20 protein-coding genes are annotated in these 20,563 nt (G+C 66.8%); 14 read left to right on the top strand and 6 right to left on the bottom strand.

Annotated elements, in window-relative coordinates; translation table 11 throughout:
* Positions 1–55 precede the first annotated feature (55 nt).
* Positions 56–1,681 carry an alpha-amylase family glycosyl hydrolase gene (locus tag ACJASC_RS12190; protein WP_415146355.1) on the top strand — a complete coding sequence of 542 codons (1,626 nt, stop codon included), beginning with the start codon at positions 56–58 and terminating at the stop codon, positions 1,679–1,681.
* 20 nt (positions 1,682–1,701) lie between these two features.
* Positions 1,702–2,799 carry an ABC transporter ATP-binding protein gene (locus ACJASC_RS12185; protein WP_415146289.1) on the top strand — a complete coding sequence of 366 codons (1,098 nt, stop codon included), beginning with the start codon at positions 1,702–1,704 and terminating at the stop codon, positions 2,797–2,799.
* A gap of 75 nt (positions 2,800–2,874) precedes the next feature.
* Here the strand turns inward: ACJASC_RS12185 and ACJASC_RS12180 are convergent, their stop codons facing one another.
* Entirely contained in the window at positions 2,875–3,789 is a 915-nt protein-coding gene (locus ACJASC_RS12180; RefSeq protein ID WP_415146288.1) for a DMT family transporter, read from the bottom strand.
* A gap of 186 nt (positions 3,790–3,975) precedes the next feature.
* Here ACJASC_RS12180 and bioB point away from each other — a divergent pair, with 186 nt between their 5' ends.
* From bioB to ACJASC_RS12150, 6 genes are read left to right on the top strand one after another with little or no spacing between them, the layout of a single operon-like run.
* Positions 3,976–4,938: a biotin synthase BioB gene (gene bioB / locus ACJASC_RS12175; RefSeq protein ID WP_415146354.1), complete on the top strand. Its 963-nt coding sequence runs from the start codon at positions 3,976–3,978 to the stop codon at positions 4,936–4,938.
* Entirely contained in the window at positions 4,935–6,092 is a 1,158-nt protein-coding gene (locus tag ACJASC_RS12170) for an aminotransferase class I/II-fold pyridoxal phosphate-dependent enzyme (protein ID WP_021694186.1), read from the top strand. The genes bioB and ACJASC_RS12170 overlap by 4 nt, the downstream gene beginning before the upstream one ends.
* Complete coding sequence (gene bioD, locus ACJASC_RS12165; RefSeq protein WP_415146287.1) at positions 6,089–6,718, top strand: dethiobiotin synthase; 630 nt, start codon at positions 6,089–6,091, stop codon at positions 6,716–6,718. The genes ACJASC_RS12170 and bioD overlap by 4 nt, the downstream gene beginning before the upstream one ends.
* Entirely contained in the window at positions 6,715–7,998 is a 1,284-nt protein-coding gene (gene bioA / locus ACJASC_RS12160) for an adenosylmethionine--8-amino-7-oxononanoate transaminase (protein WP_415146286.1), read from the top strand. Before bioD ends, bioA begins: the two co-directional genes overlap by 4 nt.
* A 4-nt stretch (positions 7,999–8,002) precedes the next feature.
* On the top strand, positions 8,003–8,617 hold the full coding sequence (locus ACJASC_RS12155; RefSeq protein WP_415146285.1) for a pimeloyl-ACP methyl esterase BioG family protein: 615 nt from the start codon (positions 8,003–8,005) through the stop codon (positions 8,615–8,617).
* Positions 8,614–9,405: a methyltransferase domain-containing protein gene (locus ACJASC_RS12150; RefSeq protein ID WP_415146284.1), complete on the top strand. Its 792-nt coding sequence runs from the start codon at positions 8,614–8,616 to the stop codon at positions 9,403–9,405. Before ACJASC_RS12155 ends, ACJASC_RS12150 begins: the two co-directional genes overlap by 4 nt.
* A 15-nt stretch (positions 9,406–9,420) precedes the next feature.
* On the opposite strand, the gene ACJASC_RS12145 is transcribed toward ACJASC_RS12150, so the two are convergent.
* The gene (locus ACJASC_RS12145) at positions 9,421–9,696 is read right to left on the bottom strand and encodes a hypothetical protein (RefSeq protein WP_415146283.1); all 276 of its coding nucleotides are present in this window, start codon (positions 9,694–9,696) and stop codon (positions 9,421–9,423) included.
* 523 nt (positions 9,697–10,219) lie between these two features.
* Between ACJASC_RS12145 and urtA the strand changes: the two genes are divergently transcribed.
* From urtA to urtE, 5 genes are read left to right on the top strand one after another with little or no spacing between them, the layout of a single operon-like run.
* Positions 10,220–11,506, top strand: coding sequence for an urea ABC transporter substrate-binding protein (gene urtA / locus ACJASC_RS12140; protein WP_021694192.1), 1,287 nt, complete (start codon positions 10,220–10,222; stop codon positions 11,504–11,506).
* A gap of 52 nt (positions 11,507–11,558) precedes the next feature.
* Positions 11,559–13,511 carry an urea ABC transporter permease subunit UrtB gene (gene urtB, locus ACJASC_RS12135; protein ID WP_415146282.1) on the top strand — a complete coding sequence of 651 codons (1,953 nt, stop codon included), beginning with the start codon at positions 11,559–11,561 and terminating at the stop codon, positions 13,509–13,511.
* Positions 13,512–13,547: 36 nt separating this feature from the next.
* Positions 13,548–14,777 carry an urea ABC transporter permease subunit UrtC gene (gene urtC / locus ACJASC_RS12130; protein ID WP_415146281.1) on the top strand — a complete coding sequence of 410 codons (1,230 nt, stop codon included), beginning with the start codon at positions 13,548–13,550 and terminating at the stop codon, positions 14,775–14,777.
* Complete coding sequence (gene urtD, locus ACJASC_RS12125) at positions 14,774–15,514, top strand: urea ABC transporter ATP-binding protein UrtD (protein WP_021694195.1); 741 nt, start codon at positions 14,774–14,776, stop codon at positions 15,512–15,514. Before urtC ends, urtD begins: the two co-directional genes overlap by 4 nt.
* 2 nt (positions 15,515–15,516) lie before the next feature.
* Entirely contained in the window at positions 15,517–16,212 is a 696-nt protein-coding gene (gene urtE / locus ACJASC_RS12120) for an urea ABC transporter ATP-binding subunit UrtE (protein ID WP_021694196.1), read from the top strand.
* A gap of 64 nt (positions 16,213–16,276) precedes the next feature.
* Here the strand turns inward: urtE and ACJASC_RS12115 are convergent, their stop codons facing one another.
* The 4 genes from ACJASC_RS12115 to ACJASC_RS12100 all read right to left on the bottom strand — a co-directional run bounded on the left by ACJASC_RS12115 (position 16,277) and on the right by ACJASC_RS12100 (position 19,724).
* Positions 16,277–17,206 (bottom strand): DUF808 domain-containing protein, encoded by a 930-nt coding sequence (locus ACJASC_RS12115; protein ID WP_415146280.1) that lies wholly within the window; start codon positions 17,204–17,206, stop codon positions 16,277–16,279.
* A gap of 336 nt (positions 17,207–17,542) precedes the next feature.
* Positions 17,543–18,274, bottom strand: a complete 732-nt coding sequence (locus ACJASC_RS12110; RefSeq protein ID WP_415146279.1) for an amino acid ABC transporter ATP-binding protein — start codon at positions 18,272–18,274, stop codon at positions 17,543–17,545.
* Positions 18,271–18,945, bottom strand: coding sequence for an amino acid ABC transporter permease (locus ACJASC_RS12105; RefSeq protein WP_415146278.1), 675 nt, complete (start codon positions 18,943–18,945; stop codon positions 18,271–18,273). The genes ACJASC_RS12110 and ACJASC_RS12105 overlap by 4 nt, the downstream gene beginning before the upstream one ends.
* A gap of 8 nt (positions 18,946–18,953) precedes the next feature.
* Positions 18,954–19,724 carry an amino acid ABC transporter substrate-binding protein gene (locus ACJASC_RS12100; protein WP_415146277.1) on the bottom strand — a complete coding sequence of 257 codons (771 nt, stop codon included), beginning with the start codon at positions 19,722–19,724 and terminating at the stop codon, positions 18,954–18,956.
* Between the two features lie 558 nt (positions 19,725–20,282).
* Between ACJASC_RS12100 and ACJASC_RS12095 the strand changes: the two genes are divergently transcribed.
* A complete protein-coding gene (locus tag ACJASC_RS12095) occupies positions 20,283–20,411 on the top strand; it encodes a hypothetical protein (protein WP_415146276.1) in 129 nt (42 codons plus the stop codon).
* Positions 20,412–20,563 lie beyond the last annotated feature (152 nt).

Raw genomic sequence — 20,563 nt, 5'->3', positions numbered from 1 at the left:
CTGCCTTCCGATGAACTCTCCCGTCTCTGTCCCGGCCTCGGCCGACGTCTCGCGCATGCCGACCGACCCCAACTGGTGGCGCGGCGCGGTGATCTATCAGATTTATCCGCGCAGCTATCAAGACACCGATGGAGACGGGATCGGCGATTTGCGCGGCATCGTGAAGCGTCTGCCGCACATAGCCTCGCTCGGGGTAGACGCGATCTGGATTTCGCCTTTCTTCGCCTCGCCGATGAAGGATTTCGGCTACGACGTTTCCGATTACTGCGATGTCGATCCGATGTTCGGCACGCTGTCGGATTTCGACGCCATCATCGAGACGGCGCATTCCCTGAACATCCGGGTGATGATCGACCTCGTGCTGTCGCATACCGCCGAGGCGCATCCGTGGTTCGTCGAAAGCCGCTCGAGCCGCGACAACCCCAAGGCCGATTGGTATGTCTGGGCCGACGCCAAGCCCGACGGCACGCCGCCCAACAACTGGCTGTCGATCTTCGGCGGCTCGGCCTGGCAGTGGGACGGCCGGCGGATGCAGTATTATCTGCACAACTTCCTGACCAGCCAGCCGGACCTGAACTTCCATAACCCGGACGTTCAGGAGGCGCTCCTAGATGTGGAGCGGTTCTGGCTCAAGCGCGGTGTCGACGGCTTCCGCCTCGACACGATCAACTTCTACTTTGCCGACGCGCATCTGCGCGACAACCCGGCGCTGCCGCCCGAGCGGCGCAACGATTCCATCGCGCCGGGCGTGAACCCCTATAACTGGCAGGAGCATCTCTACTCCAAGAACCAGCCCGAGAACCTCGACTTCCTCAAGCGCTTCCGCACCGAGCTGGAGCCTTACGGCGCAGCTGCCGTGGGCGAGGTGGGCGACGCGCAGCGTGGGCTCGAGATCATGGCCGAATACACCTCGGGTGGCGACAAGGTACAGATGTGCTACCCGTTCGAGATGCTGCAGCCGCCGCGCCTCACCGCCGCCGCCGCCGCCGACACCTTCTACCGGCTGGCCCATGCCGCCCCCGATGCCTGGCCCTGCTGGTCCTATTCCAATCACGACGTGGAGCGGCACCCGACCCGCTGGAAGCTCTCGCCGGAGGCGGCCCGGGTCTATACCACCATGCTGATGTGCCTGCGCGGTTCGGTCTGCCTGTATCAGGGAGAGGAGCTGGGCCTGCCCGAAGCCGAGGTCGCTTTCGAGGATCTGCAAGACCCTTACGGGATCGAATTCTGGCCCGAATACAAAGGCCGCGACGGTTGCCGCACCCCCATCGCGTGGGAGGGCACCGCCCCCAATGGCGGCTTCTCCGAAGGCCGGCCTTGGCTGCCGGTGTCGCCCGCGCATCTGCCGCGGGCCGTGGCCGAGCAGGAGGCCGACCCTTCGGCGATCTTGCATCACTATCGGCGTGCCATCGCGCTGCGCCACGACCACCCGGTGCTGGCCACGGGCGATGATGACGGCGTGCATTCGCGCGGCGACGTGGTGCATTTCGTGCGCCACGACGAGAACGAGACGATTTTCTGCGCCTTCAATCTGGGAGAGGAGCCGGCCGAGGTGCCGCTCCCCCAAGGCGCATGGGCCCCGATCGGCACCGATCTGGGCACGGTGACAAAGGCCGAGAATGGGCTGATCCATCTCGGACCATGGCAAAGTTGTCTGGCGCTGAAGCGTCGGACCGACTGAGACGGGCAGGGAGGACACCCATGGCGGAGCTGAAACTCAAGGACGTGGCCAAGACCTATGGCGGGTCGGTCGAGGTCCTCAAGAACATTGATCTGGAGATCGGCAAGGGCGAACTCGTCGTCTTCGTCGGGCCCTCGGGCTGCGGCAAGTCCACGCTCCTGCGGATGATCGCCGGACTTGAGGAAATCTCTGGCGGCACGCTGGAGATCGACGGGCAGGTCGTAAACGACGTGCCGCCCGCGCAGCGCGGCATCGCCATGGTGTTCCAGTCCTACGCGCTCTACCCGCACATGACGGTGCGCGACAACATGGCCTTCGCGCTGAAGCTCGCCAAGAAGTCGAAGGAGGAGATCGACGCCGCGATCTCCAACGCCGCCCGCATTCTCCAGCTCGAGCCGTATCTCGACCGCCTGCCCAAGGCGCTCTCGGGCGGCCAGCGGCAGCGGGTCGCCATCGGCCGCTCGATTGTGCGCGACCCAAAGGTCTATCTCTTCGATGAGCCGCTCTCCAACCTCGACGCGGCGCTGCGCGTCGCCACGAGGATCGAAATTGCCCAGCTCAAGGAGTCGATGCCCGACAGCACGATGATCTACGTCACCCACGACCAGGTCGAGGCGATGACGCTGGCGACCCGGATCGTGGTTCTGGCCAACAAGGGCATCGCCCAGGTCGGCACGCCGCTCGAACTTTACGAGCGGCCCGAGAACGAGTTCGTGGCGCAGTTCATCGGTTCGCCGGCGATGAACCTGCTGCCGGGCCGGATCACCGGCACCGGCGCGCAGACCACGGTGACGCTTGATGGCGGCGGCACCGCGCTTTCGGCGGTGCCGACGACCGAGGCCGACATGGGCAAGGTCGTGAAGCTGGGCGCGCGGCCCGAGGATCTGATCGAGACCACGGATGCGGGCGGGGCCCATATCTTCGAGGGCCGCGTCGATTTCACCGAGTCGCTGGGCGAGGTGACGATCCTGTATTTCGAGAAGGTGAACGGCGCCGATCCGGTGATCGCCAAGCTGCCGGGCATCCATTCCGACCTGCGTGGCCGCAATGTGCGTCTCTCGGCGGCGCCAGAGAAGGTGCAGGTCTTCCACGAGGGGCGCTCGCTCTACTACCGGTGAGCCGGGCGGGCCGACCCCGGCATCGGCGAGCGGAGGCGCACCGGTGCCGGGGTCGGCCTTCAAGGCCTCATCGGTTCAGGAACGCGCCGCGCGGTTTGCCCCGCGGCTGGCCGTGCCGGCCCGAAGGTTCAGATAATTGCCCCCGAGGATCAGCGCGGCGCCCAGAACGACCCAGATCCCAATCGGTTCGCCGTAAGCCACGAGCCCGACCACCGCAATCACCGGAAGCCGCAGGAAATCGAACGGCATCACCAGCGTCGCCGGGGCAAGCCGCAGCGCGCTCGCGATACAGAAATGCGCCGACAGCCCCGCTGCCGCGATCAGGGCAATCCATGGCAGCGTTGCGGCGGAGGGCAGGGCGATGTCGGCGTCGAACGCGGCGCAAGCAAGGCCGAAGACGGCTTGGCTGACGGTCATCCACCCCAGGATCTCGGCGGTGCTTACCTGCACGGTAAGCTTCTTGGTCAGGATATAGGTGAAGGCGAAGCCAATGGCGCAGCCCGCGGCGGCCAAGAGGGCGGGAGAGATCGGGGCAGCGCCGGGGCGCGCCACCAGCAGGATCCCCGCGAAGCCCAGTAGCGCGGCCAGCGCCCGGGCCCGCGTCAGCCGTTCGCCGAGCAGCAGCGGCGACAGTACAAGCGCCCAGAGCGGCGCGGTGAACTCGAGCGCGAAGACCTGCGCCAGCGGCAGCGAGACGATCGCGTAGAACCACAGGTTCTGGGCCGTGAAATGTGCGAGGTTGCGCGCGAGGTGAAGATCGGGCCGGCGCAGGCCCACCGCGCCCCAGCGGCCGCGCAGGCCCAGCGTAGCAGCGACGATGGCCGCCCCGATGAGCGAACGGTAGGCCATGATCTCGAAGGTATCGAGCTCGAACGACACGGCCCGGCCCGCCACCGCCATCGAGGTGAAGGCCGCCACTGCGCCCATCATCCATGCCGCCGCAAGAAGCGCCTGCGATCCGGTGCCGTCGGTCGCGTCTTGCGTGCTCATGCTGCCCTCCCGTTCTCCCCCCGATGTGCTAGCGCAGCCCTTCGTCTTTGCCCATGCCCCGTGGCCATGCGCGGCACTCGGCCTCGGGCGCGGCACGGGGTCGAACCCGTTTGACCCGTCGGCGCGGGCGTCCTAGAAGTCGACAACACTTCCGACAGAGCGGGACACGCCTTGACCGACGCCAGCATCATCCGCCACGACTGGACCCGCGCCGAGGCGCAGGCGCTCTTCGACCAGCCGTTCAACGACCTGCTGTTCCAGGCCCAGACCGTGCATAGGCAGAACTTCGACCCCAACAAGGTCCAGCGCAGCCGGTTGTCGAACATCAAAACCGGCGGCTGTGCCGAGGATTGCGCCTATTGCAGCCAATCGGCGCGCAACGGCTCGCATCTGCCGGCCTCCAAGCTGATCGAGGTCGAGCGCGTGCTTTCGGAGGCGCGCCGCGCCAAGGAGCAGGGCTCGACCCGCTTTTGCATGGGCGCGGCCTGGCGTTCGCCCAAGGAACGCGACATGGACCAGCTCGTCGCCATGGTCGAGGGCGTGCGGGCGCTCGGCATGGAGACCTGCATGACATTGGGCATGCTCGAGGACGATCAGGTGATCCGCCTCAAGGGCGCGGGGCTCGATTACTACAACCACAACATCGACACCTCGGAGCGGTATTACCCCGAAGTGATCACCACCCGCACCTTCGCCGACCGGATCGATACGCTCAACCGCGTGCGCGAGGCGGGGATCAAGGTCTGTTCAGGCGGCATCCTCGGGATGGGCGAGACCGAGATGGACCGGATCGACATGCTGCTGGCGCTGGCCAATCTTGCCGAGCATCCCGACAGCGTGCCGATCAACCAGCTGATGCCGATGCCCGATACGCCGCTCGCGGATGCCGAGCCGGTGGACGGGATCGACTTCGTGCGGGTCATCGCTCTGGCGCGCATCCTGATGCCGAAAGCCCATCTGCGGCTCTCGGCCGGCCGCACGGCGATGAGCGAGGAGACGCAGGCGCTGTGTTTCTTTGCCGGGGCCAATTCGATCTTCTCGGGCGACGTGCTGCTGACGGCGCAGAACCCCGGCGAGGATCGCGACAGCGTCCTGTTCGGTCGGCTCGGGCTCGAGTCGATGGAGCTTGGCGAGACCGGCGCGCGATGAGTGCTGCGGCCTCACGGGGCCGCCCCGGATTTGCGCGCCACGCCGATGCGCTCGACGCGCTCGGTGCGCGCGGCCGCAGGCGCGTGCTGATGCCCCGGTTGGGGCAGGACTTTTCCTCGAACGATTATCTCGGGCTGGCGGGATCCGATCTGTTGCGCGCGGCGGCGCGCGCGGCGCTCGACCGGGGCGTGGCCACGGGATCGGGCGGCTCGCGGCTACTGCGCGGCAACGACGCAGAGCACGAGGCGCTGGAAGCCGAGGCGGCGGCCTTTTTCGACGCGCCCGCCGCACTCTACATGGGCGCGGGCTTTCCCGGCAACGTGGCGATCTTCTCGAGCCTGCCGATGCAGGGCGATCTCGTCCTCCACGACGCGCTGGTGCATGCCAGCGCGCATGACGGGATGCGTCTCGGCCGGGCCGAGACCCTGAGCTTTGCGCATAACGACGCGGATGCTGCACGCGACGCCCTGCGGGGCTGGCGCGCGGGCGGCGGCATGGGCCGGGTCTGGATCGCCTGCGAGAGCCTCTATTCCATGGAGGGCGACCTCGCGCCTCTCGAGGACCTCGCCGCCATCGCGGTGGAGGATGGCGCGGTGCTCGTCGTCGACGAGGCGCATGCGACCGGGCTTTATGGTGATCGCGGGCAGGGGCGAGCGCATGGGCTCGACCCATCCGTCGATATCGTGACGCTGCACACCTGCGGCAAGGCCCTCGGCGGCGCGGGCGGTCTGGTCTGCGCCGATCCGGTGCTGATCGACACCCTGGTCAACCGCGCCCGCAACTTCGTGTTCTCCACCGCCCCGTCACCGCTCGACGCGGCCATCATGCGCGCGGCGCTGCGGCTGATGGCCGAACGGCCCGATCTGCGTGATGCGGCATGGGACAACATCCGCCACTCTCACGACGTCGCCCGGCGCGCGGGCTTCGGGCAATTCGACACGCAGATCCTGCCGGTGATCATCGGCGAGGATGCCGAGGCGCTGGTTCTTGCGACCGCACTTCAGGCGCGGGGCCACGACGTGCGCGCGATCCGCCCGCCCACGGTGCCGCGCGGCACGGCACGGCTTCGGATCTCGATCACCCCCAATGTCGCTTCGGGCGAGATCGACGCGCTCTTTGCCGATCTGTCCAACCTTCGAAAGGCCGCCGCATGACTCCCATCATCGTCACGGGCACCGATACCGGCATCGGCAAGACGGTCGTTTCCGCCGGTCTCGTGCAGGCCCTCGGCGCGCGCTATTGGAAACCGGTGCAGTCGGGGCTGGAGGATGAGACCGACAGCGAGATCGTGGCGCGGCTTTCGGGCGGAGTTGTCCTGCCAGAGGCGGTGCGCCTGAGCCTGCCCGCGAGCCCACATATCTCCGCCGAGGCCGAGGGTCTGTGTATCGACCTCGACACACTGCGCCTGCCCGAAATCTCCGGGTCTTTGGTCGTCGAGGGGGCGGGCGGCATCATGGTGCCGCTCAATGACGAGACCACCTTTCTCGATCTCTTTGCCCGCTGGCGCGCGCCGGTGGTGCTCGTGGCGCGGACCGCGCTCGGGACGATCAACCACACGCTTCTGTCGCTCTCGGCGCTGCGCTGCGCGGGCGTTCCGGCGGGAGGCGTGATTTTCGTGGGCGAGGCTGCGCCGCGCGTGGAGCGCACGATTGCCGAGATGGGCAAAGTGGCGCATCTGGGCCGCCTGAGCCACCTTGATCCGCTGGACCCCGATACCCTGCGCGCGGGGTTCGACGCCATCGACATCACCGCGATCCGCGCCGCGATGGAGGCCGCATGACCGACGCCGCCTTCGACCGCGATCATCTCTGGCATCCCTACACCAACGTCATGGCGCCGGGGCCGACCTATGTGGTCGAGAGCGCCGAGGGCGCGTGGCTCACCCTCGATGACGGCACCCGCATGATCGACGCCATGTCGTCTTGGTGGTGCACCATCCACGGCCACCGCCACCCGGCGATCTCGCGCGCGATGCACGAGCAGATCGACCGCCTGCCGCATGTGATGTTCGGCGGGCTGACGCATGGCCCGGCGATCGAGCTGGGCCGCAGGCTGGTGGCGATGACGCCCGAGGGGCTCGAACACGTGTTCTACTGCGACAGCGGCTCGGTCGCGGTCGAGGTGGCGATGAAGATGGCAGTGCAGCATCAGCTTGCCTCCGGGCGGCCCGGCCGTGTCCGTTTCGCGACGCCGCGCGGCGGCTATCATGGCGACACATGGAAGGCGATGAGCGTCTGCGACCCGGTGAACGGAATGCATCATCTGTTCGAGGGCGCGCTCAACATCCAGTATTTCGCGCCGCGTCCGCTGGTGGCGATGGGCGACGATTGGCCCGAGGACGACGAAGCCAACGGCATCGCGGCGCTGTCGCGGCTGCTGCATGAGCATGGCGACCAGATCGCCGGGCTGATCCTCGAGCCGCTGGTGCAGGGCGCGGGCGGCATGCGCTTCTACCATCCCGAATATTTGCGCCGCGCGCGCGAGCTTTGCGACGAGTTGAGCATCCTGCTGATCTTCGACGAGATCGCCACCGGCTTTGGCCGCGTGGGCGAGATGTTCGCGGCTGATCTCGCGGGCGTGGCCCCCGACATCATGTGCTTGGGCAAGGCGCTGACTGGTGGGCACCTTTCCTTCGCCGCCGTCATGGCCTCGGGCGAGGTGGCGCGGATGATCGGCTCGGGCACGCCGGGGCTCTTCATGCACGGGCCAACTTTCATGGGCAATCCGTTGGCCTGCGCCGCCGCCTGCGCCAGCCTCGATCTGCTCGCGGATGGCGCATGGCGCGACCATGTCGCCGCCATCGCGGAGCAGATGCGAGAGGAGTTGGCCCCCGCGCGTGACCTGCCGGGCGTGGCGGAGGTGCGCGTGCTCGGGGCGATCGCGGTGATCGAGATGGAACACGAGGTCAGCGCCGATGCCGCCCACCCGATCTCTCGTGAGACCGGCGTCTGGCTGCGTCCATTCGGGCGCAACATCTACGCCATGCCGCCCTTCGTGCTGACACCGGAAGAGGTCAGCCAGGTCTGCGCCGCGATGATCCGCCTCGCAGGCGAGCTATAGCGTCATGCGGACGCGCTGGCTGGCCGGGCCGAGCGATGCGTCGGAGGTCATCGTCGCCTTTGGCGGTTGGGCCGCCGGGGCCGGGCCGCTGGCACATTTGTCGGGCGATTGTGACGTGCTGTTCTGCGACGACTGGCGCGATCTGGGGGCCGAGCTTTCCTCGCTTGAGGGCTATGCGCGGCGCTCCCTCGTCGCGTGGTCCTTCGGTGTCGCGGCCTATGCGCATTGGCAGGCCGGGCAGGCGACCGGGTTCGACCGGCGCGTCGCGCTGTGTGGCAGCCCCGTGCCGGTCGACCGCCGCCTCGGCATTCCCCCTGCGATCTTCGCGCGCACCCGCGACCGGCTCGATCGGGATACGCTCAAGCTCTTTCTCGATCGGGTCGGGGTCCCGCCGGTGGCGGATGCAGATATCGACGCCCTGCGAGATGAGCTCGACGTCGTGGAGGCGCGCGGAGTTGCGCCAGAGGTCGTCTGGAACAACGCTGTGATAGCGTCGCGTGACCACGTGTTCCCCGAGGCCAACCTGCGGCGGGCCTTCGAAGGCGTGCCCCTGCGCGTGGTCGAAGCGCCGCATTGCCCCTTCGGCCTCTGGCAGAGTTGGAACGAGGTGCTTGGATGAGCATCGCCACCGACCGCGTGGCACGTGCGTTTCGGCGGGGCCTGCCGAGCTATCACGACGAGGCGCGGGTGCAGGCGGCGAGTGCCGCGCGGCTGGCCGGGATGCTGGTCGAGGACGGGGTCGGGCCGCGGATTGCCCGCGCCTTCGAGTTCGGCAGCGGCACCGGGCTTCTGACCACCGCTCTGCGGTCGCGCTTCGCCATCGAGAGCTTCGAGACCAACGACCTGCTGCCGGAGGCGGTCGCCTATCTTCCTGCCGATCTGCGCGCCGGGTTCCGTCCCGGACCGATCGAGGACATCGCCCTCGACGGCCGGTTCGACCTGATCGCCTCGGGGGCCACGATCCAGTGGATCGCCGATCCCGCCGCGCTGCTCTCGCGGCTGGCGCGGCATCTCGCGCCGGATGGGCGATTGCTGATCGGCGGCTTCGGTCGCGGCCATTTCGCGGAGCTGGCGGCGCTGGCGGCGCCTGAGCCTTTGTTCTACGCTGATCCCGCCGACTGGCCTGCCCTGCTGCCTCGGGGGTTGGCTCTGCGGGCGGTCGAAATCCGGCGCGAGGTGTTGGGGTTCGACGACTTGCCGCAGCTCTTGCGGCACCTGCGGGCCACCGGCGTCACCGGCAACGCACGGGCGGGCTGGGGGCGGAGGGCGATGCGCGCCGCCGAGACGCGCTGGCGGGCCGAGCATCCGCGCCCCGACGGGCGGCTCGGGTTGAGCCATGTTTCGGTGCATCTCGTCATCGGTGCCACCGCTGCGGGCGGCGCATGTGCCGGGGCCGATACGCCCTAGCCCGAGAAATACAGTTCAGGGTGTTGCAGTAATGTTCGACCAAGGCAGAACCGCCTGCGCGGTCTCCTCCTGCCGGGGGTCGGCCTGCGGCGCGGGCGCGGTTTGGGTCAGGCAGATCACCTCGACCTCGGCTCCGGCGCGGCCCACCGCATGGATCGATGCGCCGCAGGTCAGCGTTTCGTCGCCGCCACGTGTTACGATGCAGATCAGTTGATCCGCATCCCCCAGAAGCTCGACGGTCGTGATCGACAGCGCCTTGTGGGCGGCATGCAGCAAGGCGCTCTCAGGCACACGTGGTGGAACGGGACCGCAGGAACGGCTCAAGGGAAGGTCACGAGCGCGAATGGGCGGCATCGCACCGTCAAAGCCACCGGCGGCATGGCTGCGATCATCGGTCCTTCCGTTTCGATTCTGCCCAAAACTCCGCCCCGCGGCATGGTTCGGGATGACTCCGCCAAGCCTGCACCGCCCGATCTTTTTGCGCCAGCGCGGCGTGGCGCTCCAATAGACGGCAGCCCGGGCGACGTTGCCCAATTTTGCGACATCGCGCCACCTGAGCGCCGCCAGAAGAGGCAAGTCGTGTCGCGTGTCGAAAATGCATTTGGCCTCGATTGCACCCGCGGCGGCTCTGGCCGAACCGTGTGCCATCCCGACCATTCGCCCGATGGGCCATGAGGGCGGGAGGGAGACGGCCACTGGACTTGGACCTCGCGGCGGCCGCCCCCCGGATGCAACACAGTTGCGGAAGTTGAGCTAGGGCGGGCAGGGCCGAGAGGCAATCCCCGCCCCGCCGCTTCCGCCAGGAGACCGACAGATGATCAGACCCTCGACTTCACTGGCCGCCTTCCTCGCGATCGGCGCGCTGAGTGCCCCCGCCATGGCGCAAGACGCATCCTGCCCGATCAAGGTGGGCGTGCTGCACTCGCTTTCGGGTACCATGGCCATCTCCGAGACCACGCTGAAGGACACGGTTCTGATGCTGGTCGAGGATCAGAACGCCAAGGGTGGCCTTCTGGGGTGCGAACTCGAGGCGGTGGTCGTCGACCCAGCCTCAGACTGGCCGCTCTTTGCCGAAAAGGCGCGCGAGCTTCTGTCGGTGCACGAGGTCGACGTGATCTTCGGCAACTGGACGAGCGTGAGCCGCAAGTCGGTGTTGCCGGTGGTCGAGGAGCTGAACGGCCTGCTGTTCTACCCGGTGCAGTACGAGGGTGAGGAGAGCTCGAAGAACGTCTTCTACACCGGCGCCGCGCCGAACCAGCAGGCGATCCCCGCGACCGACTACATGATCGAGGAGATGGGGGTCGAGAAGTTCGCGCTCCTTGGCACCGACTACGTCTATCCGCGCACCACCAACAACATCCTCGAAGCCTATCTCAAGGACCAGGGCGTCGCCGACGCCGACATCTTCGTCAACTACACCCCCTTTGGCCATTCCGACTGGTCCAAGATCGTCTCTGACGTCGTGGGCTTGGGCGCCGACGGCAAGAAGGTCGGCGTGATCTCGACCATCAACGGCGACGCCAATATCGGCTTCTACAAGGAACTCGCCGCGCAAGGCGTCTCGGCCGAGGACATCCCAGTCATCGCTTTCTCGGTGGGTGAGGAGGAGCTGTCGGGTCTCGACACCTCGAACCTCGTCGGTCACCTCGCCGCATGGAACTACTTCCAGTCCGCCGATGGCGAGGCGAACGAGGCGTTCGTCGCCAAGTGGAAGGAGAAGATGGGCGAGGAGCGGGTCACCAACGATCCGATGGAAGCCCATTACATCGGCTTCAATATGTGGGCGCAGGCGGTCGAAAAGGCCGGCAGCACCGAGGTCGATGCCGTGCGCGAGGCGATGTACGGCCAGACCTTCGAGAACCTCACCGGCTCCACCGCCGAGATGCTGCCCAACCACCACCTGACCAAGCCGGTGCTGATCGGCGAGATCACCGAAGACGGGCAGTTCGACATCCTGACCCAGACCGACCCGGTGCCCGGCGACGCCTGGACCGATTTCCTGCCCGAGAGCGCGGTGCTGACCTCGGATTGGAAGGATCTCGGCTGCGGCATGTACAACACCGAAACCGAGACCTGCGTGCAGACCAAGTCGAATTACTGACGACGCAAGGGCCGGGGCGGATTGCGCCCCGGTCACCCACGGGGGCGAACGGATGACACGGATATTCATGACGGCGCTGGCGGCGCTGTGGCTGGCTCTCGGGCCTGCCACAGCGCAGACCGGATCGGTGCAGGATCTTTTGCAGGATCAGGGCGATCTGATCGAGCAGAGCTCGCGGCGCACCATCCAACCCGCGATCGACGCCATCGTCGCGAGCGGGCTGGAGCGGGTGCAGCCGGTTCTGCAGGCTTGGCAGAACAAGGCGCTGTGGCGCGATGCCGAGGGGCGCTTTTGGCGGGTGATCGAAAGGGACGGGGCCGAAATCCTCGTCGATGTCGATACCGGTGAGGAAACCGGCCCGGCCAACACCGACGCGATGGAGCAGATCAAGCCCAACAGCGGCATCCGCGCCCTCATCGGCACGGCGCTGGTGCAGTTCCAGCTCACCGACCCCGAGCCGCGCCGCCGCCGCGAGGCGCTGGTCTCGATCACGCGCGACCCCGAGCCGGAGCTGCTCGCACCGCTGCGCGCCTCGATCGAGACCGAGGAGGACGCCGATCTGCGCGCCCGCAAGATCCGGCTGGAGCGGCTTCTGACCATGCGCTTTGGCACGGATGAGGCCGAGCGCGTCGCCGCCATCGAGGCGCTGTCGACCGATACCGCCGTCGAAGTGCGCGCCGCGCTCAACCCGCTCCTGGCCACGCGCCTTGAGGTCGTGCCCGCCGGCGCCACGCCCGAGGGCAACGTCGCGCGCGCCCTGTCGCCCGGAGGCGAGAGGCTGTCGATGGGCGCGGCCTATGCCCGGCTGGTCGAGGAGGGCCTCGCCCCGGCGCGTCCCGACAAATCCGACATCCGCGCAGCCCTCGAGGCGAACCGGGAGGCGGGCCGCGTCGGCGGCGTGCCTCTGGGCGCGCTCGGCGATCCCGCCGTCCGAGCCCGTGTCTATGACGCGCTGGCCGCCCGGGGCACCGTGCCGCCGCGCGTCGAGGATGGCGACGTCGAGGCCGCGCTCGGGGCGCATGACTTCTTCGACGTCTATGCCGAGCCGAGCAGCGCCGTCACCGACGCCGCCCGCGCGGCAATCACCTCGATCGGGCTGCGGGTCGGCGCGATGAAGGGGGTCGATATCGGCCTCGATGCGCTGAGCCTTGCCTCGATCTACTTCCTCGCCGCCATCGGCCTTGCCGTCACCTTCGGCGTGATGGGCGTCATCAACATGGCGCATGGCGAATTCATCATGATGGGGGCCTACACCGCCTATCTCGTGCAGCAGATCGTGCCGGACCGCACGCTGTCGCTCATCGTGGCCTTGCCTGCCGCCTTCGTGCTGACCTTTGCTGCGGGCGTGGCGATGGAGCGGCTGGTGATCCGGCATCTCTACCATCGCCCGCTCGAGACGCTGCTCGCAACCTTCGGCATTTCGATTGCGCTGCAGCAACTCGCCAAAATCATCTTCGGCACGCAGGCCCGCCCGCTCACCGCGCCAGACTGGCTCGGCGGCGCGTGGATCCTCAACGACGTGGTCGGGATCAGCTACATCCGCATCGCGATCTTCGTTCTGGCGCTGATGTTCCTCGGCTTCTTTCTGTTCTTGATGAAGCGCACGCGGCTCGGGCTCGAGACCCGCGCCGTAACGCAGAACCCCGGCATGGCGGGATCGGTCGGCATCGATCCGGGCCGGGTCAACATGCTGACCTTCGGGCTCGGCTCGGGCATCGCGGGCATTGCGGGCGTGGCGATCGGCCTTTATGCCAAGGTCACCTCCGAGATGGGGGCCGACTACATCGTGCAGAGCTTCATGACCGTGGTCGTCGGCGGCGTCGGTAACATCTGGGGCACCCTTGCGGGGGCCGCGATGATCGGTGGGCTGCAAAAGGGCATCGAGGTGCTCAACCCCTCGAACACGCTGGCGGCGCAGACCTACATGATCGTCGCCGTGATCATCTTCATCCAGTTCCGGCCGCGCGGCATCATCGCGCTCCGGGGCCGCGCGGCGGGAGACTGACCGCATGACCGCCCCTCACATCGCATCGGAGGCCCCATGACCGGCTCCTTTCTCAAGCGCAACCCGTCGGTCCCGATCATGCTCGGCGCGCTGCTCCTCGTCACCTTCCTCGTCTCGATCCTGTCCGAGGCGGCGGGCGGCGGGCTGTCCACCAGCTTCGTCAAGACGCTCGGCATGACGCTGTGCCTCGCGCTCGCGGCGCTCGCCATGGATCTGGTCTGGGGCTATGCGGGCATCCTGTCCTTAGGCAACATCGCCTTCTTCGCGCTGGGCGGCTACATGATCGGCATGTGGCTGATGACGGCCCGAACCGAAAACATCGTGGCCGAAAGCCTCGCGGGTTCGGTGATCCCGCCGACCCCCGCCGAGATCCGCGACGCGGTGGGCGGACAGATCTTCGGCGTCGTCGGCTCGTCCGATTTCCCGCTGATCTGGAGCCTGTCGGGCAGCCTCTGGGCGCAGCTCGCGCTCGTGGTGCTGGTGCCGTCGCTCTTGGCGCTGGTCTTCGGCTGGCTGGCGTTCCGCAGCCGGGTCACCGGCGTCTACCTGTCGATCCTGACGCAGGCGATGACGCTGGCGCTGGCGCTCTACCTGTTCCAGAACGACAGTGGGCTGCGCGGCAACAACGGGTTGTCGGGGCTGCAAAACCTGCCGGGGCAGGGCGACGTGCCGCAGGCGCAGGTCGCGCTGTGGTTCCTTTGGGGCTCTGCCGTGGCGCTCGGCTTGGGCTACGTGCTCTGCGCCTGGGTGGTGTCGGGCAAGTTCGGCGCGATCCTGCGCGGCATCCGCGACAACGAGGCGCGGGTGCGCTTCCTCGGCTACCCGGTCGAGGGGTTCAAGCTCGCTATCTTCACGCTGTCGGCGGCGATCACCGGCATCGCGGGCGCGCTCTATTATCCGCAGGCAGGGATCGTGAACCCCGCCGAGATGATGCCCATCGCCTCGATCTACCTCGCGGTCTGGGTGGCGATCGGCGGGCGGGGCCGGCTCTACGGCGCGGTGATCGGCGCCATCGTGGTGAGCCTGGTGTCCTCCTTCTTCACCTCCGGCCAGCTGCCGGATCTGGACCTCGGTCCGCTGCGCATCGTCTGGGTCGACTGGTGGCTGGTGATCCTCGGCCTCAGCTTCGTGGCGGTGACGCTGTTCGCGCCGCGCGGGCTTGGCGGTCTGGTCGATCTGTGGACCCACCGCCGCCGGCCTTCGCGTCACGGCGTCGATCTCGGCCCAGACCGGGGATCGTTCCGCGAAGAGGAGGCAGAGGCATGAGCACGCTTCTTGAGGTGTCCGGCGTCTCGGTGAGCTTCGATGGCTTTCGTGCCATCAACAACCTGTCGTTCCGCATGGGCGCGGCCGAGCTGCGCGCGGTAATCGGGCCCAACGGCGCGGGCAAGACCACCTTCATGGACATCGTCACCGGCAAGACCCGCCCCGACAAGGGCACGATCCGCTGGGGCGAAAAGGGGCTGTCGCTCCTTGGTTTGTCGGAGGCGCGCATCGCCCGTGAAGGGGTGGGGCGCAAGTTCCAGAAGCCCACGGTGTTCGAGGACCAGACGGTGCAGTCGAACCTCATCGTGTCGCTCAAGAACCGGCGCGGGCCGTTCGCCGCGCTGTTCTACCGCCCCGGCCAGGGCGACATCGCCCGCGTCGAGGCGCTGGCCGAAAAGATCGGCCTCACCGCGCACCTGGCGCGCAAGGCGGGCGAGCTCAGCCATGGCCAGAAGCAATGGCTCGAGATCGGCATGCTGCTGGCGCAGGAGCCGCGGCTCTTGCTGGTGGACGAGCCCGCCGCGGGCATGACGCTCGAAGAGCGTGAGAAGACCACCGACATCCTCGTCGAGGCCGCGAAGACCCGCGCCGTGGTGGTGGTCGAGCACGACATGGAGTTCGTGCGACGGCTGAACTGCCGCGTGACGGTGCTGCACGAGGGATCGGTTCTGGCCGAGGGCAGTCTCGATCACGTGACCTCCAACCCCGACGTCATCGACGTCTACCTGGGACGATAGACATGCTCGACGTGACCGATCTCGACCTCCACTACGGCCATAGCCAGATCCTCGATGGCGTGTCGATGACCGCGCGGGCGGGCGAGGTGACCTGCGTGATGGGCACCAACGGCGTCGGCAAGACCAGCCTGCTCAAGGCGCTGTCGGGGCGTCACCCGGCAAGCAGGGGCCGCATGACCCTCGATGGCGATGACATCGGAGGGATGTCCGCCCATGGCAAGGCGCGGGCAGGCGTGGGCTATGTGCCGCAGGGGCGCGAGGTGTTCCCGCTGCTTACGGTGCGCGAGAACCTAGAGACCGCCTTTGCCGGACTGCCGCGCGCCGAGCGGAAGGTGCCCGACGACATCTTCGATCTGTTTCCCGTGCTGCACCAGATGCAGCACCGGCGCGGCGGCGACCTTTCCGGCGGCCAGCAGCAGCAGCTTTCGATCGCCCGCGCGCTGATCCTCAAGCCGCGCCTTTTGCTGCTCGACGAGCCGACCGAGGGCATCCAGCCCAACATCATCCAGCAGATCGGCCGCGTCATTTCCAAGCTGCGCGACCGGGGCGACATGGCGATCGTGCTGGTCGAGCAGTATTTCGACTTCGCCTACGAGCTCGCCGACAGCTTCGTCGTGATGCGGCGGGGGCGAGTGACCCTTACCGGCACCCGCGACGGGGTGAGCCGCGACGAGCTGCTGCGCGGCGTCTCGGTCTGAGTCGGGCGGGGCCGTTACGGCCCTGCCCACGAGATGCGGACAGGCATCCTCATCCGAGGCCCGGTCAATGCGCCTTGGACTTGGCAGGCAACAGCGACAGGACCGCCACGAGCACCGCGCCCACTGCGAGGCCGAACAGGCCCATCAACGTCGCACCGGTCAGCCAGCCCAGCGCCTCGGGCAGGACCGGCACGTGATGCATGACGTATTCCTTGGCCCCCTCGACCGCGTGTTCGGGAAGGGCGATGTGATAGTTCTCGAGCCCGTGGATCAGGATCCCGCCGCTCACCCACAGCATTGCCGCCGTGCCGACAATCGACAGAAGGTCGAGCACATAGGGCATGCCCTTGACCAGCAGCCGCCCGAAGGCCGGAACGAACCCGTCCGGGCCGCGCGCCGCCAGCGCCGCGCCCACATCGTCGGCCTTCACGATGATCGCCACGGCGCCGTAGACGAGGAAGGTAATGAACACGCCGACGACCCCGAGCACGAGAGCCTGGGTAACAAAGGGCTGGCCCGCCACGGTCGACAGCGTCAACGCCATGATCTCTGCCGACAGGATGAAATCCGTGCGGATTGCGCCCTTGACGGTGCTCTCCTCGTCGAGCGGTGCCGCCTTGGCCGCACCGTGCCCGTGCCCCAGAAAGACCTCGGCTACCTTTTCGGCGCCTTCATAGGCGAGATAGAGCCCACCCAGCATCAAAAGCGGCGTGATGGCCCAAGGTGCCAGAAAGCTCAGCGCGAGGGCCGCCGGCAGCAGCACCAGCAGCTTGTTGCGCAGCGAGCCGATGCCGATCTTGCGGATGATCGGCAGCTCCCGGTCGGCCATGAAGCCCAGAACGTATTTGGGGGTGACGGCGGCGTCGTCGATGACGATGCCCATGGACTTGCTGCCCGCCTTCACGGTGGCTGCGGCCACGTCATCGAGCGACGCCGCAGCGATTCGGGCGATCAGGGCGACGTCGTCGAGAAGAGCGAATATTCCGGAACTCATGGGCCTGCCAATGCTGTGGGACGGTTGAACTTGCGTCGGGTGTATCGACTTCCAACGAGCCATGCATCGAATGGGTCGCTATTGGGACGAAGTTTCTGTCACGAGGCAGTCTGAACCTGCGCCATGAGGAACCTCGGGCATCGCTCGCGAGCGCCATGCTTTGCTCAGAACTTCAGAACTGTGGAAGGGATCGCGCGGTCCGGTTGGGTAGCCCGCGCCGATGTTGCCGAAGTGCTGCGGCCTTCCCTGACCGGAAGAGGGTGGCGAACGCCCGCGCCGGGCTTGCCGCGCAGAAACTCGTCATGATCCGGCACTCCCCGGGGATCGCGGGCGAGGTCAGGCGACCCTGCGCAGGAATCGCCGGAGCCGCTCGTCGCGCGGCGCGTCGAGAACCTCGCTCGGCGGGCCCTGCTCGACGATGCGGCCGCCCTCCATGAAGACCACGCGGTCCGCAATTTCGCGGGCGAATTGCATCTCATGCGTCACGATCAGCATAGTCTGGCGCTGCTCGGCGACACGGCGCATGAGATCGAGCACCTCGCCGACCCATTCGGGATCGAGCGCCGAGGTCGGCTCGTCAAAGAGCATGAGCTGCGCGCCGATGGCCATGGCCCGGCCGATGCCGACGCGCTGCTGCTGCCCGCCCGAAAGCGCGGCTGGAAAGCTGTCGGCCTTTCCGGCGAGCCCGGTCTCGGCAAGCACTTCCAGCGCGCGGTGCTCCGCCTCGTCCCGCGAACGGCCCTGTACCGTGACCAGCGCCTCCATGATGTTCTCCTTCGCCGTCTTGTTGGCAAAGAGGGCGTAGTTCTGGAACACGAACGACGTGGCGCGGCGCAGCGCGAGGATGTCGCGTTTCGAAGCGCGGCCGGCATCGACCGAGACGTCGCCCACCCGGATCGTTCCGGCATCGGGCCGGTCGAGGAAGTTGAGGCATCGCAGCAGCGTCGACTTGCCGGTGCCGGAGGGGCCGATCACGACGACCCGCTCGCCCTCTGCGATGTTGAGGTCGATCCCGTCCAGCACCGCCGTGCCGCCGAACCTCTTGATGAGACCTTGAACCGAGATCATCGCGCATACGCCTTGTTGAGATGGGCCTCGAGCTGTTTCTGCCCTTGGTTCAGCGTCTCGACCATGATCCAGTAGATCACCGCCACCACGAGGAAAGCCTCGAAATAGAGAAAGCTGCCCGAGGCTTCCTTTTGTGTCGCGCCCATCATCTCGGTCACCCCGAGCGTGAAGGCGAGAGAGGTGCTCTTGATCATATCGATGAAGTAGTTGACCAGCGTCGGCGCGGCGATCCGTCCGGCCTGCGGCAAAACGATCCGCCGCATCATCTGGCCTTGGGTCATGCCGATGGATTGCGCGGCCTCCCACTGGCTGCGGTCGACGCCGGTGATCGCGGCGCGGATCGCCTCGGCCATGTAGGCCGAGAAATGCAGCGTCAGCCCCATGATCGCGGCCGTGACGCCGTTGATCTGCGTCAGGAACGCGAGAACCTGCGGCAAACCGTAGTAGAACAGGAACAGCTGCACCAAGAGGGGCGTGCCGCGAAAGAAACTGAGAAACAGCATCACCAGCCAATCGAGGCCCGGCACACGGATGACCCGCTCGACGGCCAGAAGCGAGGCCAGCACCAGTGCGCAGGCCATCGCCACCACCGCCATGAACAGGGTCATCGGCACGTAGCCGAGAATGACGGGCACCAGCCCCATCATGTAGTCGAGGTCGAGTGCCCGCATCGATCAGCTCACTCGACCGCGGTCGCGGAGGTGGTGATGTCGCTGTCGAACCACTTCTTCGAGATGTCGGACAGCGTGCCGTCCTCTTTGAGCGCGGTCAGTGCCGCATCGACCCGCTCGAGCATCGCGCGGTCCTCCTCGGTGTCACGGAAGGGCAGCGCGTTGCGGATCTCGGAGAACGGCTCCCCGGCCAGTTCCAGAGGCAGCGGGCTTTCGGCGATCACCTGCGCCGAGGAGACCCTGTCCATCACGAAGGCATCGACACGGCCAAGCGCGGTGTCCTGCTCAATGTTGGATTCGTAGGTGCGAATGTCGATCTCGTCCGCGAAGGGCAGATCGCGCAGGAGCTGCTCGAAATTGGAGCCGAGATTCACTGCGACGGTCCGGCCGCGCAGGTCCTCGACGCCCTCGATCTCGTCATTGCCCGCCTTGGTCACCACCTGCGCGCCGTCGATCACATAGGGCTGGGTGAAGGCGAACGCCGCCTCCCGATCGGGGGTGATGGTGATCTGGTTGGCGATCGTGTCGATCCGCCCGGCCTCGAGCGCACCGATGAGACCCGAAAACGACATCGTCTCGAACGCGATGTCGAGGCCGGCTTCCTCGCCGACAGCGTTCATCACGTCGACCTCGAAGCCCTGCAGCTCATCCTGACGCACGAAGGTGAAGGGAAAGTAGCCGCCGGACATGCCGACGCGCAGCGTGTCGTTCTCCTGCGCCATGGCGGCGCCCGACAGACCGCTGGTAGCGATGACAGCGGCAATGACCGTTTTCAGCATGGTGAAGCTCCTTGGTGTTGGACGACCCACCTGCCGTCTTGGAGCGACGAGTTCAACGTTGGTCTTGGAAATAAGAGCGCATGTCCAACTGCCGAGGCCACGATCGGAACAATATGCCCTCGCGACGCTCGTCGCACGGACCAACATTCCAGGTCGCGCCGCCCTTGCGAGGTCGACCTTGTGCGTGATCTCCGCTTCAAAGTGGTCTCGCAGATGTCGGTCATTGACGCGCTAACCAGCGTTACCGAACGCTGCCATGCTTGAATGTTTTTTTGTACCGAATGCCCGGGCCAACGCCGGAGAAGCCCCGCCAGTGGCGGTGATTTCTCTGCACTCTAACAGGGATATGGCGGAGAGACAGGGATACTACGCCTTCAGCACCAAGGTGTTGATTAGGATCGCTTTTTCGCCCTGATGTGGTCCATTTGGAGCCGTCGTCTGCTGTGTACCACATTTGCGCGTCATGGTGCTTTGGTCAAGGGCCAGTACATGTGGCAGCTACGGCTCATGTAGCGCTCTCATTGCAAGGTCGGACATGGCCGAAGCCAATTGCCACGCATGGAACAGCTCGTCGTGAAGCTTATCCAGATCGGCTACCATAGCTTCCCTTCCTTCGTCCGATTGGATGCTAAAGCCGTGGTGAAGGAAGAAGCCGTGGTTCAAACGGTTCCGTGCGGCGAGGGCTGAAGCCAGTTGGTTCGTGGTCACTTCGTCTGAATAGCCCCGTGTCTTGTGGACGCCTTCTTCGCTAATTTTGAGGCAAGGAGGCCATGATGAGCAGCAGCAAGTTCAGCGAGGAGTTCAAGCGGGACGCGGTCGCACAGATCACCGAGCGGGGC

Source organism: Limimaricola cinnabarinus, assembly GCF_047631075.1.
GTDB lineage: Bacteria > Pseudomonadota > Alphaproteobacteria > Rhodobacterales > Rhodobacteraceae > Limimaricola > Limimaricola cinnabarinus.
Note: the sequence above shows the minus strand (reverse complement) of the source record. Positions and strands in the feature narration are given on the sequence as shown.